At 70.1% G+C, this 17,131-nt stretch carries 13 protein-coding genes; 7 read left to right on the top strand and 6 right to left on the bottom strand.

Features of this window, described 5'->3' with window-relative positions; genetic code table 11:
• Nucleotides 1-7: 7 nt before the first annotated feature.
• Nucleotides 8-649, bottom strand: coding sequence for a hypothetical protein (locus IPJ59_RS14080; RefSeq protein WP_293263171.1), 642 nt, complete (start codon nucleotides 647-649; stop codon nucleotides 8-10).
• Nucleotides 650-868: 219 nt separating this feature from the next.
• Between IPJ59_RS14080 and IPJ59_RS14075 the strand changes: the two genes are divergently transcribed.
• The gene (locus IPJ59_RS14075; RefSeq protein WP_293272107.1) at nucleotides 869-2,041 is read left to right on the top strand and encodes a hypothetical protein; all 1,173 of its coding nucleotides are present in this window, start codon (nucleotides 869-871) and stop codon (nucleotides 2,039-2,041) included.
• A 25-nt stretch (nucleotides 2,042-2,066) separates the two neighbouring features.
• On the opposite strand, the gene IPJ59_RS14070 is transcribed toward IPJ59_RS14075, so the two are convergent.
• On the bottom strand, nucleotides 2,067-3,503 hold the full coding sequence (locus tag IPJ59_RS14070) for a multicopper oxidase family protein (protein WP_293272106.1): 1,437 nt from the start codon (nucleotides 3,501-3,503) through the stop codon (nucleotides 2,067-2,069).
• 9 nt (nucleotides 3,504-3,512) lie between these two features.
• Nucleotides 3,513-4,091 (bottom strand): JmjC domain-containing protein, encoded by a 579-nt coding sequence (locus IPJ59_RS14065; RefSeq protein ID WP_293272134.1) that lies wholly within the window; start codon nucleotides 4,089-4,091, stop codon nucleotides 3,513-3,515.
• Here IPJ59_RS14065 and dbpA point away from each other — a divergent pair.
• Together dbpA and IPJ59_RS14055 are read left to right on the top strand one after the other, a co-directional pair.
• Complete coding sequence (gene dbpA / locus IPJ59_RS14060; protein ID WP_293272105.1) at nucleotides 3,978-6,005, top strand: ATP-dependent RNA helicase DbpA; 2,028 nt, start codon at nucleotides 3,978-3,980, stop codon at nucleotides 6,003-6,005. The two genes, IPJ59_RS14065 and dbpA, sit on opposite strands and share 114 nt — an antisense overlap.
• Nucleotides 6,006-6,100: 95 nt before the next feature.
• A complete protein-coding gene (locus IPJ59_RS14055; protein WP_293272104.1) occupies nucleotides 6,101-7,354 on the top strand; it encodes a DUF4215 domain-containing protein in 1,254 nt (417 codons plus the stop codon).
• A 17-nt stretch (nucleotides 7,355-7,371) separates the two neighbouring features.
• Here the strand turns inward: IPJ59_RS14055 and IPJ59_RS14050 are convergent, their stop codons facing one another.
• Nucleotides 7,372-8,241, bottom strand: coding sequence for a helix-turn-helix domain-containing protein (locus tag IPJ59_RS14050; RefSeq protein ID WP_293272103.1), 870 nt, complete (start codon nucleotides 8,239-8,241; stop codon nucleotides 7,372-7,374).
• A gap of 140 nt (nucleotides 8,242-8,381) precedes the next feature.
• Between IPJ59_RS14050 and IPJ59_RS14045 the strand changes: the two genes are divergently transcribed.
• The 3 genes from IPJ59_RS14045 (at nucleotide 8,382) to IPJ59_RS14035 (ending at nucleotide 12,588) form a co-directional block, all read left to right on the top strand.
• Nucleotides 8,382-10,196: a putative sulfate exporter family transporter gene (locus IPJ59_RS14045; protein WP_293272102.1), complete on the top strand. Its 1,815-nt coding sequence runs from the start codon at nucleotides 8,382-8,384 to the stop codon at nucleotides 10,194-10,196.
• 83 nt (nucleotides 10,197-10,279) lie between these two features.
• Nucleotides 10,280-11,338 (top strand): hypothetical protein, encoded by a 1,059-nt coding sequence (locus IPJ59_RS14040; RefSeq protein WP_293272101.1) that lies wholly within the window; start codon nucleotides 10,280-10,282, stop codon nucleotides 11,336-11,338.
• A complete protein-coding gene (locus IPJ59_RS14035; RefSeq protein WP_293272100.1) occupies nucleotides 11,293-12,588 on the top strand; it encodes an amidohydrolase family protein in 1,296 nt (431 codons plus the stop codon). The genes IPJ59_RS14040 and IPJ59_RS14035 overlap by 46 nt, the downstream gene beginning before the upstream one ends.
• A 22-nt stretch (nucleotides 12,589-12,610) precedes the next feature.
• On the opposite strand, the gene IPJ59_RS14030 is transcribed toward IPJ59_RS14035, so the two are convergent.
• The gene (locus IPJ59_RS14030) at nucleotides 12,611-14,575 is read right to left on the bottom strand and encodes a hypothetical protein (protein ID WP_293272099.1); all 1,965 of its coding nucleotides are present in this window, start codon (nucleotides 14,573-14,575) and stop codon (nucleotides 12,611-12,613) included.
• A 454-nt stretch (nucleotides 14,576-15,029) separates the two neighbouring features.
• On the opposite strand from IPJ59_RS14030, the gene IPJ59_RS14025 reads away from it, so the two are divergent.
• Nucleotides 15,030-15,299 (top strand): MAPEG family protein, encoded by a 270-nt coding sequence (locus tag IPJ59_RS14025; protein WP_366524587.1) that lies wholly within the window; start codon nucleotides 15,030-15,032, stop codon nucleotides 15,297-15,299.
• Nucleotides 15,300-15,589: 290 nt separating this feature from the next.
• On the opposite strand, the gene IPJ59_RS14020 is transcribed toward IPJ59_RS14025, so the two are convergent.
• Nucleotides 15,590-16,222, bottom strand: coding sequence for a metallophosphoesterase family protein (locus IPJ59_RS14020; protein WP_293272097.1), 633 nt, complete (start codon nucleotides 16,220-16,222; stop codon nucleotides 15,590-15,592).
• Between the last annotated feature and the right edge of the window lie 909 nt (nucleotides 16,223-17,131).

The following is a 17,131-nucleotide window of genomic DNA, read 5'->3' as shown; positions in this document are numbered from 1 at the left end:
AGGTCGTTCACGCCGGTGATGCGACGCCGCAGCGGTGGATGCGACCGCCGTGTACCAGACCTCGCGTGTGCCACCGCGGTGCAGCGCCGAGGGTCGCCCTGCTGAGCCCGCTGTCCTCGACGGTGATCTCGGCGATGTGACGGCGCGGCGCGGGCTCCTCGCGCCAAGGGATTGTGTAGAGATTTCCGCCATGGGCGACCAGCAGCGGTCGCGGTGGTAGCGGCGGCGGGGTCTCGTCGCCGACCTCCGCGAAGACCTCGAGGTGCTGACCGCCGCGGTCGATGCGGGCCCGATCGTGCTCGACCACGACGGCGGCCCGGCGCACCGGGTAGCGCACGAGCGCCGCGCCGAGGCGGCGAACCAGCATGTGGTCGAGGTCGCAGGCGACCGCAAACCATGCCGGTTGACCGGCCCAGTGCACGCCCACGCGCCACAGCGCCTCGCCGTAGTCGAGGCGCGGGCCGAGGCGGAGCGGGCGGGTCAGGCCGAGGCCACGCATGGCGAAGCAGAGCAGGCCGAGCTCGGCGCCCTCGCCCAGCTCGTGCAGCGGCAATGCGGTGGGGACCAGGGGGCGCGCGGCCGCTGTGGTGATGCTACCCGCGATCTCGATCGTGTGCAGTTCGGTGCCCGACAGCTCGATCTGTGGCATGGGTGCGACGGTACACGATCGCTGGCGATATGGGATCCGCAGTGCGGCCGGTCGTATCCTGGCAGGCGCGGGCGGGCCGTGGGTCGCCGAATTGCGACCTGCGGTGATCGTTGACCCGCGTGAGTTCTCCGGCGCTGGCCGAGGTCAGCGAGCAGGTTTCCTGTTTACTTGTAGGATGGCGCGTGCGATGGACGCCGCACCATGAAAGGTCACAAGTCCATGTCCCGGAAATCTCTCACCTCATTCTCCCCGCTGCTCGTCGGCGTCGCCGCGCTGGCGACGGTCGCCTGCGCCGTCAACATGGACAACTGGAAGCTGACGAAGATGGTCCCGGGACTGCGCCAGGAGGGCGAAGCCATCTGTCCGCGGAGTACTGTCCAGGTCGCGGTATACGCCGAGGTGGAGCACAAGAAGAAGGCGGGGAAGACCAAGGCGCTGGAGACCTGGGAGGGCAAGGCCGGCACCTTTAGCAAGGTCGGCCACATCGACTTCAAGGAGTTCGTGTTCTCGAGCGATCAGGGCACCATCGACGACGGTGGTTTCTTTCAGCCGAACCCCGACGTGCTCGTGAGCGCGGCCAGCGGCTTTGCGATCACCACGGCGTACAAGGACGACGCCAAGTTCTACGCGACCAAGGAGTACAGGCCCGAATATTCGTGCATTACCGATGTGGGCAGCGCGGGTCCCGGGGGGATGAGCGGCGACGCGGGCACTGCGGGCGCCGCGGGCAGTTCGGGCGCCAGCGGGGCCTCCGACAAGGCGGGCGGGCAAGGCGGGGCGGGCGTCGCGGGCGGACAGGGCAGCAACGGCGGCGATGGTCAGGCCGGGCCCAACCTTCACGTGTATGCGACCTTCGTCAAGACCCCGTTTCACGAGCGACTCGCGCTCGTGAAGATCACCGGAGACGTCGAGGATACCGTCCTGGTCCATCCGGACCGGCCGTTCACCGTCCACGCGTCGGGTGGACCGGGCGGCAGCGGCGGTTCAGGCGGCAGCGGTGGCCACGGTGGCAGCGGCGGCTCGGGCAATCCAGGTGGCGCCGGCGGCAACGGCGGTGTGGGCGGTGGCGGCGGCGTCGGTGGTAATGGTGGACCCGGGGGGGCGATCGAGTTCGACTACGACGCCAAGTTCCCCGAACTGGCGACCCTGGTCGTGCTCGATGTGACGGGCGGCTCCGGTGGTGGGCCCGGGTCGGCGGGCGCCGCCGGGTCGAAGGGTTCCGGTGGCAGCGCGACCGGCGAGGGGGCCAAGGCCGGTCCCGACGGCGCCGCGGGTTCTGCGGGTTCTGCGGGGCAGCCGGGTTCGCCCGGGCCGAACGGCACGGCGAAGGCGCAGGCCGGCAACGTCGACGGCGCATTCGCGGGTCTGCCCGCGCGGGTCGAACGCCTGTAATGGGTGGATGTCGACCTGGATGTCTTCAGGGCACCAGGTCGATCATCCCCATCATGCCAGCGTCGGCGTGATCGAGGATATGGCAGTGGAACATCCACATGCCCGGACGCTCGTCGAAGCGCACGGCGATCTTGCGGCTGCCGTGGACGGGGATGTCGACGGTGTCGTGCCAGGCGAGCGGTTGCTCGGGTGTACCGTCGTCGTTCAGGACCTGGAAGAAGAATCCGTGGAGGTGGAATGGGTGGGCCCAGTCCATCTCGTTCTCGATCGTCCATACCTGCGTCTCACCGATCTGCGCCGGGAGGGGCGCCAGCTCCGAGAACGGGACGTTGTTGACCCCGAGGACCACGTGCCCGTCGGGGTCCTTCATCTGGGTCAGGCGCAGGCTGACCGCGGTCGCGTCGGTGATAGAGATCGGCGAGAGCGCGCGCGCGAAGCTCGGTGTCGACGGCTGACCCGGTGCATCGGTCGAGAAGTCCAGGCGCATCACGAGCTCCTCCTGGCGAAACTCGGTGCTGCCAAAGCCGCGATCGTAGGGGACCCAGGTCAGGAACTGCAGGGAGCCTGCCGCGGCGTCGGGGGTCACGAGGACATCGGCGCGCTGGCCCGGGGTGAGGAGGAGCAGGTCCTCCTCGACCGGGCTGGCGAGCAGGCCGCCGTCGTTGCCGATCCGGGTGAACTTGGTGCCCGGGAGCGCGAGCTGGAAGTAGCGGGTGCGGGCCGCGTTGACGACGCGCCAGCGCAGGGTGACCCCGCTGCGCACCGACATTGTCGGTAGCCACCGTCCGTTCACGAGCACCACATTGCCCTCGCGTCCGAAGAGGGTGCCGAGGTCGCCGCCCGACTGCGGATCGACCAGGGCGCCGTCGTCGTCGATGGCGATATCCGAGAGCACGAGCACCACCTCGTCGTCGGGTGCGAGGTCCTCGCTGGCGTCGACAGGCCGGACCAACATTGGCCCGTAAAGGCCTGATGCGACCTGGGCCGACGAATTGACGTGCGGATGATACCAGAACAGGCCGGCGTCGGGGACGACGAAATCGTAGTCGAAGCGCTCGCCGGGGAGCACCGCCGGCTGCGAGTGATCGGGCACGCCGTCCATATCGGCGGGGATGCGCAGGCCGTGCCAGTGGATCGTGGTCGGCTCCGGCAGGTCATTCGTGAAGTGCACGATGAGCCGGTCGCCGACCGCGAGCTCGAGCAGCGGGCCCGGGATGCCGCCGTCGAAGGTATACACCGGGGTCGCGGGCGTCAGGTCCCAGAGCGCGAGCGTGGCGGGCGTCGCTCGCAGATCGATCTCGAGGATATGGGGGTCCGGGTTGCGGTCGAGCGGCCGTCTGAGCGCGAGCTCGTCCGCCCAGCCTGGCGGTGCGCGGTTGGGCAGCTCCGGTGAATCCACGCACGCCGTGAGGCCGACGAGCCCGGCTGCCAGCATCGCGCCGCCGCCGGCTGTTCGCAACATCGGGGCATGCTAATCGTCGGGCGTCACGGAGGTCAAGGGCGGCGCAGGAATTGCTGACCCGGGAGGATCGAGCTCATCGTCCTCGCTTTGGCCCTCGGTGGCGGCCAGGATGTCGGATGCTCGCCAGTGCGGCGCATCCTCGCCGAGTTCGCGCAGGAGCGCGTCGAGGGCCGGCGCGGAGGCCGGGGTTGCGGTCTCTCGCCATTCGCGGGAGAGCGCCAGCCGACTGCGCAGCGCGGCCATGAATAGATCGATCCAGGTGGGCGCGGTGTATGTGAAGTTCAGGGAGAGCGCGTCCTGGGTCGCGGCGGTGGCGTGCCATGTGCCGCGCGGGACGAACAGGAGCGAGCCGGGCTTGAGCACGATGAGGCGGCTGTCCGCGGGCATGCGCCGCGGCATGGGCGTGCGCGCGTAGGTCTGCAGCTCGGGGTCGACGGGCAGGCCCATGGTGTGCCGGGTCAGGGGCCGCTCCACGTGCTCGTTGGGCGCGAGCCACCATTTCTTGGTCCCGCGCAGCTGCAGCACGAGGTTGATGTTCTGGTCAAAGTGCGGCGCCGTGCCCTTGTCTCGTGGGGTCGCATAAACCAGACAGCGGCTCTGGGTCAGCGCCGACAGTCCGAGGTCGCGACAGATCGCTGTGAGCCAGAGCGTCAGGGTCGTCGAGATTGCATGGACGTCGTTGAAGAGCAGGCTCATGCCGCTGGCGAACAGCTTGCGCGCGTCTCGCGGCGATGCGTCGATCGAGCTCGCCTCGTCCGCGACGTCGGGCAAGTGCGCCTGCACCTGGTCCGGCCAGGCATTGAGCATTGTATCGAGGGACCGGAGCAGCGGCAGGCGGGTGAGCGCCGCGACCGAATCCCTGCGTCCATGCACCACGAAGGGTTCATCGGCTGCCCAGCTGGCCAGGAGCTCGGGGCTGGTGCGCGGGTGGAGGAGTGCGGCGAGGCCTGGCTGCATGGGTCGTGGGCCTTCTATCACAGCCATTCCTGGACCCGCGCCCGCGGCGCGTATGACCAGGCTTGCGACGCCGTGCGCGCTGAGTTAGGGTGCGCGAGATGGCTCACGTTTTGCGCTGTGTCTCTGGCGTTCATGACTGAATCGACTTCCACCATTTCTGAGCCGTCGACGATGCCGCCGGGCTTCGCCGCGCTCGCGCTCGCGGAGCCGCTGGCCCGGGCGATCGCCGTGTTGGGCTTCTCGCGGATGACGCCGGTCCAGGAGCACGCCTTGCCGAGCATGCTGGCGGGCCAGGATGTGATCGCCCAGGCGCGCACGGGCAGCGGCAAGACGGTCGCGTTTGGCCTGGCCCTGCTGACCCGCGTCGATGTCGAGGTCGCCTGCGTGCAGGCGCTCGTGCTGTGCCCCACCCGCGAGCTCGCCGATCAGGTCAGCGGCGAGATCCGTCGGCTGGCCCGTTTTGTCCCGAACCTGCGCGTCGTGACCCTGTGTGGCGGGGTGCCCGTGCGGACGCAGACGCCGGCGCTGCGGGCCTGCCCGCACGTCGTCGTCGGCACCCCGGGGCGGATCCTCGATCACCTGCGGCGCGAGACGGTCGAGCTCGGCGGGCTGCGGGTCCTGGTCCTCGACGAGGCCGATCGTATGCTCGATATGGGCTTTCTCGAGGCGATCACCTCGGTCGTCGAACAGTCGCCGCGCTCGCGCCAGACGCTGCTGTTCTCGGCGACCTACCCCGACGAGATCCGCGGGTTGAGCCGGCGATTGCAGCATAACCCCGTCAGCGTGACGGTCGACCTCGTCGGCGACGACGCGGACATTGAGCAGATCTTCGTCGCGGTCGAGCCCGCGGGCAAGCTCGACGCGCTCGCGGCGTTGCTGCTGCAGCACCGGCCCGAATCGGCGCTGGTCTTTTGTCATACGCGCAATGACGTCCGGGATGTCAGCGCCCAGCTCGGGCAGCGCGGATTCTCGGTGCTGGCGCTGCACGGCGAGCTGGAGCAGCGCGAGCGCGACGAGGTGCTGCTTCGTTTCACCAACCGGAGCTGCGCCGTGCTGGTGGCCACGGACGTCGCGGCCCGCGGCCTCGACATCGCGCGGCTGGCGGCGGTGATCTCGTGGGAGCTGCCCACCGACCCGGATGTGCATCTCCACCGAATCGGCCGCACCGGGCGCGCGGGGCACAAGGGGCTCGCGCTGGCGCTTTGCTCGCCGTCCGAGCGAGGGCGGGCCCTGGCGATCGAGCGCGCGCAGGGCGGGCCGCTGCGCTGGGCGTCAGCACCCGCCGCCGACGAGCGCAGACCGCCGCCGCCGCCGATGACGACGTTGATCCTGGAAGGCGGCCGTCAGGACAAGCTGCGCGCGGGCGATCTGCTCGGGGCCCTCACCGGGGACATCGGCCTGGCGGGCGCGCAGGTCGGCAAGATCGACATCCACGCGCGCCGCTGCTATGTGGCGATCCGGCGCGAGCACGCTGCGTTCGCGCTGCAGGGCCTGAGGACCCGCAAGATCAAGGGCCGGTCGTTTCGTGCCTGGGTGCTCGCGTGACGGTCTGCGGCACCGCGAGCGCGGTGGGTCGGCGCAGATCCGGGCGTGGGCATCCACCTTGATCGCAAGTGCCAGCCCGGGCATCATCGGCCGTGGTGGTCGAACGTGGTGCCGCGAGCCTGCTGGTGCAGGTCCTGGTCTTGGTCCTGGTCTTGGTCCTGCTCCCGGGGTGCTTCCAGGACTCGATGCTCGGTGGGATGACGCAGACCGCCGCTGGCGAGACCGAGTCGAGCTCGAGCGTTGGGGTCACGTCGTCGTCCGCGCCCACCGGCGAGTCGACCGGGCATGAGGCCGTGTGTGGTGATGGCATCGTCGACGCCGACGAGCAGTGCGACGACGGGAACGAGGTCGCAAACGACAGCTGCGCGCCCGGCTGCAAGCTCCCGCAGTGCGGCGACGGGCTGCTCTCGACCGGCGAGGCCTGTGACGACGCCAACCTGAGCGACGACGATACCTGCACGCACCTGTGCACCGCCCCGAGCTGCGGCGACGGCATCGTCTCCCCGGGCGAGCAGTGCGACGACGGCAATCTCGACCCGCTGGATGCGTGCGGCGATTGTGTCGTCGCGCGCTGCGGGGACGGGGTGCTGCAGTACAAGGTCGAGGAGTGCGACGACGCCAACCTCGATCCGCACGACGGCTGCTCGGCGACCTGTCGCGTCAACAGCTGCGGCAACGGGGTCCAGGACCGCGACGAGACCGGCATCGACTGCGGCGGCTCATGCGGCGCGTGCTGCATGGACGACGCCGGATGCGATGGCGGGAGCTTCTGCTTCGGGACCGCCTGTCGCCTGCCGAGCACCTGCAGCGAGCTGCAGGTCCACGCGCCGGAGATGGTCTCCGGGCCGTTCATGCTCGACCCCGACGGGGCCGGCGCGCTCGCGGCGCTCGAGGTCCACTGCGAGGTGGTCGCGGACGAGTGCGCCTATACGCTGCTGCGAATCGACGACGTCTCGCTGGGCAAGACCCAGCCGCCTTATGTGGCGATGTGCGCCGCGCTCGGCTGGGAGATCGTGGTCACCCGCACGCCCGCGCACGCGGAGCGGCTCTATCTCTGGAATAGCAACGAGGCGGCCAATCTCCTCAATGTGCTCCCCAATTTTCCCAAGGCGATGGGCCTCAAGAACTGGAGCGCGGTCTGCCGCAACCAGCCCTGCCCATTCTGGATGACGGCCGATGTGAACGGCGACGTCGGCTGCATGGTGAGCTTCGAGCCGAGCGGCGACAGCAACCCGGGCGACCGCATCGAGCGTCGGCTCGATGGCTGCGGCTTCGAGGGCAACTGGAACGATTTCGGCCAGCACGTGGAGATCGCGGGTTGGGTGATCTGCTCGCCCAACGATTGTTGATGGCGCGCGGGGGAGGCTCACCACGGCCAGAGCTTGGTGCAGGCGCCGAGCAGTGCGCACAGCTCGGTCGGGTTCGGCTCGCCCGGGATGCTCTCGGGTGACCGCCCGGCGCCGCCGCGGTAGGCGTCGATGTAGCGGTCGACGTGGGCCCGCGGCACCCCGGTGAGCGCGGCGATCTCGGCCTCCGCGAGCCCCTCGCGGTGCAGCGCGAGGACCACATAGATCTTGCCCTTCCGGGTCGTCCGCGGCTCGCTGAGGAATCGGTAGGGCCTGGCGATGAAGCGCTGGCGCTCGCGGGTGGCGCCCTTCTTGAGGGTGAGGCCGACGCGGGCCGAGGCGAAGATCCGCGGGGGCTCGCGGTCGAAGGCCGCATCATCGAGGCCTAGGTGGAGCGGCGAGGTGCCGGTCGGCGGCGGGTCGATCGCGTGGTCGAAGCTCGCGGCGAGCGCGGCCACCGAGCTCGCGCCGGTGCGGGCGAGCACATGGTCGACGAACACGCAGGAGCCGTCGAGCACGGTCCCGTCGGCGGCCATTGCCCCGCGGATCAGCACGCCGGCCGCGGTGTCGTCGTCGCCGACGGCAATGTCGATACCCTTGAAGGTGCCACCTTTGTAGGCCCCGCCGCGCTCGCGGTGGAAGTACCACACGCCGGCGCGCCGCTGCTGCGGGTCTCCGTGGGTGAAGGGATCTCGGTGGCCGGGGCCGTCCCAGTAGAGCTCGATCTCCGTCAGCCGGTGCGGTTGACCGGCGACGTACAGCGTCGTGCGCTGGAGCAGCAGATCGGCGATCGCGCGGAACGCCGGCGGGTAGGCGGCCTCGTCCGCGCCCGCGGGGGGACGCAGGGCGCACAGTGCTTCGCTCACGCGGGTCGTCACGGCGTCGTTCACGGGGCTGTTGCTCGTGCACGATGATGCCTGGACGCGGGAGCTGGCGGAAGCCACGTCGGTGCGGGCCCCGGGGCGCTCGCCAGCGGAGGCGCGCCGCAGTACCGTGCACGCAGGCGATGGCGAAGCGACGGCCGCAATGGGTGCCCACCCGACTGGACCTCCCGGGGCTGGGCCTGGCGACGGCGGTCGGAGCCGCGGCGATGCTGGCGGTGCAGGTGTCGCCGTCGTCGCCGTTCGTGTCGGAGGTGCTGGTCGCGCTGGTCCTGGGCGCGGCGCTGCTCAACAGCCCGGCGCGGCGGATGGTCGGGCTCGAGCTGCCGAGCGGCGAGCGCGAGCCCGACCGTCACGCGGCGGGGCTGCGCTTCACCGGCAAGTGGGTGCTGCGTCTGGGCATCGTGCTGATGGGGTTCAAGGTTCAGACGGGGTTCTTCGGCGCGAGCGACCTGCTGCTGATCGCGGGGGTGGCCGCGGCTACCTTGCCGAGCACATTCTTCGTGACCCACGCGCTGGCGACCGGGCTGGCGATCCGTCGGCCGATGGCCGACCTGGTGGCGAGCGGCACGATGATCTGCGGGGCGTCGGCGATCAACGCCGTCGCCCCGGTCGTCGGGGCTCGGCGCGAGGAGCAGGGCGTGGCGATCGGCGCGGTGTTCCTGTTCAGCGTCGTCGCCCTGCTGCTGTTTCGCCCGCTGGCTGTGTACGTCGGGCTCAGCCCGGCGATGGCGGGCCTGTGGAGCGGGCTCGCCGTCAACGACCTCTCGAGCGCCGTCGCCGTCGGCAGCCAGATGGGTGATGTCGGCGGTGTCATGGCGGCGGCCGCCAAGTCGGCCCGGGTCCTGCTGTTGGCGCCGATGCTGTTGGCGCTGGCGCTGCTGCGACGCGCCCCCGCGAACGCGACCATCGGTGTTGCGAGCGGACCGGGCCTGCGCGCGCACCTGCCGGGCTTCCTGCTCGGTTATATCGGCCTCGCGCTGCTGCGCGCCGCGGGCGATCGGTTGTTCGCTGGCGCCGCGGCGTGGTCCGCCGTGATCGCGGTCGACCACGCGCTGGTCGACGCCCTGATGGCGACGGTGGCGGCGGGGATCGGGCTGCACCTCGGTCTGCGGAGTTTGGCGGCGACCGGCGGTCGCGCGGTGGTGGTCGCCGGGGCTGCGTCGGGGTGGATGGCGGCGCTGTCGCTGGCGATGATCGTCGCGGTGAGCCGCGACCACGCCGCGGTCGCGGCCCTCGTCGCGGTGACGGCGTGCGGAGGCAGCTACATGGCCTATCGCGCGAGCGCGGTCGGAGAAGCCGAGCTGCGCGCGCTGCGACGTCGCTTCGAGCTCGGCGCGCCGCTCTCGCTCGGCGAGGCGACGCGCCTGCTCGACGCGAGTGAGCGCGATGGGACCCTCGCCGACCCGCTGCTGCGCAAGCTGCTCGAGCAGCTGCATCCCTCGATCGGCGAGCTCATCCCGGTGCGCGAGAGCCCGCTGCCGCACGGTGAGGGCTGCCGCTGGGTGACCTACTGGCAGGGCCGCAGCGGCTGGGCGCTGGTGGCGATCTGCCGCGAGCCCGGCTCGGCGACGCCGATCCACGCGCACCCGCATCGACTCATCGGCAAGGCGATCGAGGGGGTGCTCGAGGAGCTGCGCTTCGCGGAGCTCTCGGCGACGGAGCTCGAGCTCACGAGCCGCACGCTGCTCGGCCACAACGACCTGGTCGAGACCGACGGCCTGGCGACGCTGCACCTGGTGCGGGCGGTCGGGCGGAGCCCGGCGATCGACCTGCAGCTGCGCGGGCCCGAGGTCGGCCGACCCGGGCGGCTGCTGCACACGCGTGTACCCCTCGATCTGGCGGCGCTGCGCCCCGGGATGCGGCTGCAGGTCCGCGAGGCGATCGACGACCGACCCGGGCAGGGAGGCGAGGGCGCGTCGGCGGGCCGACCCCCGGAGCCAGCCGCGACACCTGTCGCTTGATCGCCGGCGAGGTCGATCTCCCACCGGGAAGCGCCAATCGGGCCAGAGCGCGCCGCGTGCAACCTCGGATATACTCGCCCACCGTGCGCCTCCATCACCTCGCTCCGCCCGCCCTCACCCTTCTCATTGGTTGCTCCCCGGGACCGGTCGCCCAGGACGAGGCCAGCGGAACGGAGGTCACGGGCGACGAGAGCGGGACCAGCACACCGACCGGTGGCGGTGAGACGGACGCGACCGGCGGCACCGGCGAGCCGCCCGTGCTCGACACCTACGGATTCGCCAATGGCTGCTTCTCGCTGCGCAGCGGCGACAAGTATCTGGCGGCGAGCGCCGACGCGAAGGCGTTCGCGTTCGCGGCCGACAAGGCCGGGGCCGCCCGGTTCTTCATGAAGGCCGCCGACCTCGGCACCTACCTGCTGTACGACCATGATCGCGGCTATCTGGTGGCGAAGGACGGGCCGCTGCAGCGCCTGACCAAGCTCGACTCGGACGTCACGCTGATCGACGACAGCTACGTGTCCGGCGCTGAGTGGACGCTGGAGACCTCGGCGATCGACTGGGCGCAATACCAGCTGCGCAACCGGCGGAACGACCTGCTGCTCGGCGCCGACGCGCTCGCGGCCGAGGGCCTGCCCGTAACTTTCGAGGCGGCGGCCGACTGCCAGCCGCACCCCGAGCTCACGCTCGACGCCACCGGGATGGTCAAGCGCACGAAGTTCGACGACGGCGATCTCTACGGCATCGTCGACGCCCACTCGCACATCCTGTCGAACTACGCGTTCGGCGGCGGCGGCCTGTTCCACGGCGGCCCCTTCCACCGGCTCGGCGTCGAGCATGCGCTGCCAGATTGCTCGATCTCCCACGGCGAGCTGGGCCGCAAGGACTTCTTCGGCTACACATTCGACGCATCTGGCGCCGATGCTGCTGACCTCAGCAGCTTGCTCCCTGACCTGCTCGCCGGGGAGCTGAGCAAGGACAACCACGCGACCGCCGGTTACCCCGAGTTCACCGACTGGCCGAACGGCCCCGGCGCTCGACCCATCAGACGCAATACTATCTGTGGCTGCAGCGGGCCTACCTCGCCGGCCTGCGATTGGTGGTCCAGCACGCGACGACCAACGCGATCATCTGCGACTTCATGATCGGCGAGGGCATCCAGAAGAGCCGCTATGGCTGCGACGACATGACCGCGGTCGATCGCATCATCGACGAGTCGTACGCGATGGAGCGCTACATCGACGCCCAGTCGGGCGGCCCCGGGCTCGGCTGGTTCCGCGTGGTCCACACGCCCGCGGAGGCCCGCGAGGTGATCGCTGGCGGCAAGCTGGCGGTGATCCTCGGCATCGAGACCTCCAACCTGTTCGACTGCAAGCTGACGCCCGGCGCCGGCGCCCCCACCTGCGACGAGGCCTACATCGAGGCCCAGCTCGATCATTACTATGACCTCGGGGTGCGCGCGATCTTCCCGGTCCACAAGTACGATAACAAGTTCTCACCCGGCGACGGCGACCGGGCCTTTATCGAGCTCGGCAACTTCGCCAACAGCGGCCACTGGTCCAACTTCACGCTCGATTGCCCGGACCCGCAGGTCGGCGGCTTTGACCACGGCGACGTGAATTTCGGCGGCCTCAACATGCCGCGCGACGTCTACGATTCGAAGGCGCCGATCGACAACAGCGCCTTCCCGGACGCCCCGCTCAACACCACCACGAAGTACATCGCCGAGATCCTCGCCCCGCCGCTGGTCGGTCCCTACTGCCAGAACGCCAGCTTCACCCCGCTGGGGGAGCACCTCGTCAGCGAGATGATGGCGCGCGGCATGATCATCGAGGTCGACCACCTCCCGCAGTGGTCCTACCTGCGCGCCTACGAGCTGCTGCAGGCGGCCAAGTATCCGGCCTCCGGCAGCCACGGGCGCAACAACAACGGCCAGCTCTACCAGCTCGGCGGCGTCTCGACGACCGGCTTCGGCGTTTGCCGCGACGACACGCCCGGTTCGACCGTGCAGGGCTTCAAGGACAAGATCCAGTTCATTAAAGACAAGGGCGGCTACCCGGCGGAGGGCTTCGGCTTCGACCTCAATGGCTTCGCGGGCGCCCGTGGGCCGCGTTTCGGCGATGGCGTGTGCCCGAGCCCGCAGACCGATCCGATCACCTATCCCTTCGCGTCGTACGCCGATGACGTCGAGTTCACGCAGCCGGTGGTCGGCAACCGCAAGCTCGACTTCAACACCGAGGGGCTGGTCCACATCGGCCTGCTGCCCGAGCTGATCGAGGATGCTCGCCGCGACGCCGTCGACCCGGCGGATATCGAGCCCCTGTTCCGCTCGGCGGAGGCTTATATTCGCATGTGGGAATTGGCCGAGAAGCGGGGGGCCGAGCTCGGGGGGTGAGAGCTCCTCCCGCGCGGCCGGTTCACAGGCACTGCCACGCGTAGTCCGCCTCGCCCTTGGCCCAGTCGGCGTCGGCGTAGTCGCCGTCGCCGTTCGGGTCGCAATAGCCGCCGGGCGCCGTCATCGGGCAATCTTGCGTGGCGGGCACGAATTGGCAGTAGTTGACGAATTGCGGGTCGCCCACGCACGGACAGGTGCACGCGCCGCAATCTGCAGGGCAGGTGTCGCACCACTCCGTCGGCGCGCACACGTCGTCGCCGCAGACCTCGCAGACCCCGCAGTCGTCGGGGCAGTCTTCGCAGGTCTCCCCGGCCTCGCAGGCGCCGTTGTTGCAGACCGCCTCGCAGGCGCCGCAGTCGTCCGGGCAAACCCCGCAATCCTCGCCGACATCACATTGCCCGTCGCCGCACTGGTCGCAGGCGCCGCAGTCGGCCGGGCACTGGTCGCAGTTCTCGCCCTGCACGCAGGCACCGTCGCCGCAGGCCACGCAGGCGCCGCAGTCGGCCGGGCACGACTTGCAGCTCTCGGCCGGGTCGCAGATCCCGTTGTCGTCGCAGGGCGCGGCCTCCTGCGGGCACAGGTCAAAGCCATAGTCGGGATAGCCCGACCACAGCTCATAGTCGCCGAGGTCGAAGTCGAGGCGAAACACCTCGAGCATCGCCTCGGCGAGGGTGTACTCGACGTCGAGGCGCGGGATGAACAGCCCGAACTTCGCGGCGACGCTGGCCGAGACGCTCGCGGCCAGCGTCGCGGAGACATCGACCTTGGGTCGGCCCTGCATCCCCGGGCAGGTCTGCGACGCCGTCAGCGAGCCCTTCGCCGCGCCGCCGACGGACATCTCGGGGCCGCCGAGGCCATAGAACAGGAGGGTGAACTTTGGCAGCAGCTCGCACTGCGCCTCGGCCTCGACCGCGCCGACGACCTCGGTGGACGGCACGAAGGACCAGCTCCGCTCCTCGATCGGGGCCCAGCCCGCGCCCTTGACGTAGTGCCCGCCGATCTTCAGCGACGCGCTCGAGTCCTGGCGAAACGTCGCCTCGGCGCTGCCCCGGAGCGACGCGTCGCACACCAGTCCGAGCTCGAACACCGCGGTCGAGACCACGGGGATCGGGATCGGCGTCGGCAGCCACCAGGTCGGCAGATCGATGTGCGCCTCGACGATCTTCGCCGACATCGCGGGCAGCGGCCCGCCCTTGGCGAAGTCGGCCAGCGCGTCGTTGATCGCCTGCTTCTCCGCCGCCGTCGCCTCACCATAGACCTTGTCGAAGTCGACGCCGACCTCGACGCCCGTCTCGAACTTGAAGTGGGTCGCCAGCTTCGCCTCCCACGCGCCCGACAGGTAGAACTCGAAGCTCTTGAGCCCGCTCCACAGGCTGTAGTCCGCCGACAGCCCGAAGTCCGGGGCCAGGCTCAGCGAGCCCTCGGCGACCTCGAGCTGGGCCTTGACGTACATCTCGGCGACCACCGGCACGCCCTTGACCATGAACTCACGCTTGAGCTTCTTGTCGACCGGGCCCAGCTTGAGCCCCGTGAACTCGAGGGGTCCGAGCGCCCGCACGCGCAGCCGATCGGCGATCGGAAACGGCGCGTAGCTGCGGCGCAGGAGCTCCGGCGCGGCCCCGAGGACGCGACCCGCATGCTGCGCCCGCAGGCTGCCGTCGGCCGGATCGACCAGCGCCACCGGGGCCCCGCCGGGCACGTCGATGACGGTCGAGAGCTGGCCCTCGTCGACGACATCCATCAGCGACGCGAGCTCCGTGTGCAGCACGACCTCCTCGCCGACGACCTCGGCCGCGAGCACGCGCCGGAGAAACCCGTCCGGATTGCCCCTGCGCTGCGAGGCCTCGCCCTGGCGGTCGCCGATGACCACCACGCCCGCGGCCAGCTCGGCCAAGGTCGCGTGGCTCGCCAGCGGGAAGCGCAGCCGGTCCGCCTCGACGATGACCTCGTCGACCGCGTCGATCACCCGCACCTGCTCGTCGAGCACGATGCCCCCACCGCCCACGTCATCCCCCTGGCCACGCCCCTCGTGTCCGCACCCGGCCCCGAGGAGGCCCACGACGATTGCAGCGCACGCGCGAAAGGAGCCGAGCATGCTCCACCAATGCCCGCCCGCGCGTCCGCGCGCAAGGGCTCCGGTCGGGGATCGCAGACCCCACCGCAGGATCGGGTCGCCCGGATGGTCTGCTCATGCTCGTGAGGCCCGAGTGCCGACAATCCGGTTATCGCCGCCGGTATGGGGTCACAGGGCTGTGATACCTTCGTCCCCGCCATGCAACCAACGCTCGAGCTCCTCCGGCCGGTCGTCGCGCTCGTCGCCTGGACCTTCGTGATGTGGACGTGGATGTATGTCACGCGGATTCCGGCGATCGTGCGGTCGGGGATGCGGCTCGACCCGACCGCCCCGCGCGGCGAGCAGATGGCGCACCCTCCCGCCGGAGGTGCGCTGGAAGGCCGACAACTACAACCACCTCTTCGAGCAGCCGACCCTGTTCTACGCGGTGGCGATCGTGCTCGCGCTGGTCACGCGTGACGCCGGGACGGACGCGATGCTCGCGTGGACCTACGTCGCGGTGCGCGTGCTCCACAGCCTGGTTCAGGCGACGATCAACAAGATCGAGGTCCGCTTCGCGCTGTTCTTTGTGTCGTCGCTGGTGCTCGCAGTGATGACCGCGCGGGCGGCGATCGCCGTGACGCTGGGCGCGAGCTGAAGGTTGCTTCACTTGCAGGCGAAGTTGCCCGCGCAGACGAACTCCAGCAGGACGAAGGCCCCGGCCAATGGCACTCCCGGCGAGGTCGCGACAAGGCCCGCCACCCCAGGCCAGGAAGCCCCGGCGCAGCAGGCAGCTCGATCACCCCGGCGCGTCGAACATCATCGGGCTCATCAACAGCATCCCCAGGTCGAGGAGGAGTAGCAGCCCGAACACCGCGGTGGCCATCACGAGCACGAAGGTCGGCATCGCCACGCTACCCGAAAGCAACCGCCGCCGACCGCACTGGTTTAGGGGTGAGCGAGTGCTCCGGTCAGACCGATGGCGAGGGCGGATCCGGGTCGTTCGTCGACATCGTGGAATTCGACCACGCCGCGCTCGAGATCGACGAGCGCGAAGCCGGGGGCGAAGTCGCGGTGCAGCGTGCCGGGATTGATGAAGACCAGCGGCGGGCCGGCCTGTCTCGGGAAGCTGCGGACCATGCGCTCGTGGGTGTGGCCACCGACGACGATGCGCAGGCCGGTGTCCGCGAGCAGCACGGCGAGGGCGGCCTGGGCGAGGCCCGCACGACCGACATCCTCGCCTGGCCGCAGGCGGATCATGTCGTCCTCGCCGACGCCGTGACACAGCAGTAGATCGCCGCGCAGCGTGGAGAGGCGCCGTGTCGGCGGGAGCTCGGCGAGGTGCCTGAGCGCCGCCGGGCCAACCTCGCTGTGGCGAAACGGGTCCTGAAACCAGCATTCCGCGCACGCCCACAACGCCCCCCGGCAGCAGCGATCGAGGTCGCCCGCGCCGTCGGCCAGGTCGCCCACCGACAGGATCGCGTCGACCGCCTGGCTCTTGAGCCAGGTGAGGACGACGTCGAGGCGACGGTCCTCCGCGTGGATATCACCGATGGCTGCGAATCTGCGGGTCGGGATCATGCCGGCGGCTCCGGGCGTGGCGGGCAGCGATGTTTATGCGCGCGCGGTGAAGCTGCGGATCCGGCGTCAGCCGGGGAGCGAGCAGAACCCGACATTCGGGTACCTGGATGGGTCCTGGAGGAACGGTTCGCACTCTTGGCCGGCGCCTGGGCAGGTGTTCGGGAGCAACAGGTCGCAGAACGGTTCGCAGCAGCCTGCCACCTGCTGGTCGCACTCGAGGGCTGCGCCGGATTCAACGCACATGTTGCCTGGGTCGCAAGCGTTGTAGTTTTCACATGCGTCGTGAACCTGTCCACCCCCCCGGGCGCTGCATGTGGAAGCCACTCCCATAGCCACCGTTCGGCAGACAGATCTCGCCGGGATCGAGGCAATCCTGCTCCAGCGGATCGCAGGTCTCGAAGCATAACGAGAGACCCTCTGAGAACATCCAGCACGAGGACTTGGGGCGGCCCCGCCGGGCATCCACCGCATGCGCGGGCCGGTCCCCGAGCAGCAATCGCCTCACAGTTGTCGATGCCGCTCCAGGGACCGCTGACGGTGAAACACGGCTCGCCGATCTGGGCAGGTTCTCCGATCAAGCACTTGATTGCCCCGGCCCGCCCTCGCCAGGCCTCCGGCGTCCTGCTTCCATGTATCGCACCCGTTTCCCCAGATGATGTGCACCGATGACCGGCTCCCAAGGCCGTGTGCTAGTCCCCGAGTGCGACGGGACCGCCGCTCGTGGCCATCGTGCCACCCCCGCGCGCCGGCGGGACCGCCGCCCCGCCCGCGGCACCGCGAGGCTCGAGCCGCGATCGCGCGGATCGAAGCCGGTCCCTGAGCCTGCCGTGGAGCCGAGACACATATGCTAAATGGCGGTCCCGGTAGGCTTTTGGGGCGAGGGCGACGCCTAGGAGCTGGCGCCCCTGA

Source organism: Nannocystis sp., from assembly GCF_016714285.1.
GTDB lineage: Bacteria > Myxococcota_A > Polyangia > Nannocystales > Nannocystaceae > Nannocystis.
This window is presented reverse-complemented; position numbering and strand designations above follow the sequence as displayed.

Bases quoted from the DNA above. Each gene is read 5' to 3' on its own strand.
- IPJ59_RS14080 (WP_293263171.1), bottom strand. From the start codon at position 649: ATGCCACAGATCGAGCTGTCGGGCACCGAACTGCACACGATCGAGATC.
- IPJ59_RS14075 (WP_293272107.1), top strand. From the start codon at position 869: ATGTCCCGGAAATCTCTCACCTCATTCTCCCCGCTGCTCGTCGGCGTC.
- IPJ59_RS14070 (WP_293272106.1), bottom strand. From the start codon at position 3,503: ATGTTGCGAACAGCCGGCGGCGGCGCGATGCTGGCAGCCGGGCTCGTC.
- IPJ59_RS14020 (WP_293272097.1), bottom strand. From the start codon at position 16,222: ATGATCCCGACCCGCAGATTCGCAGCCATCGGTGATATCCACGCGGAG.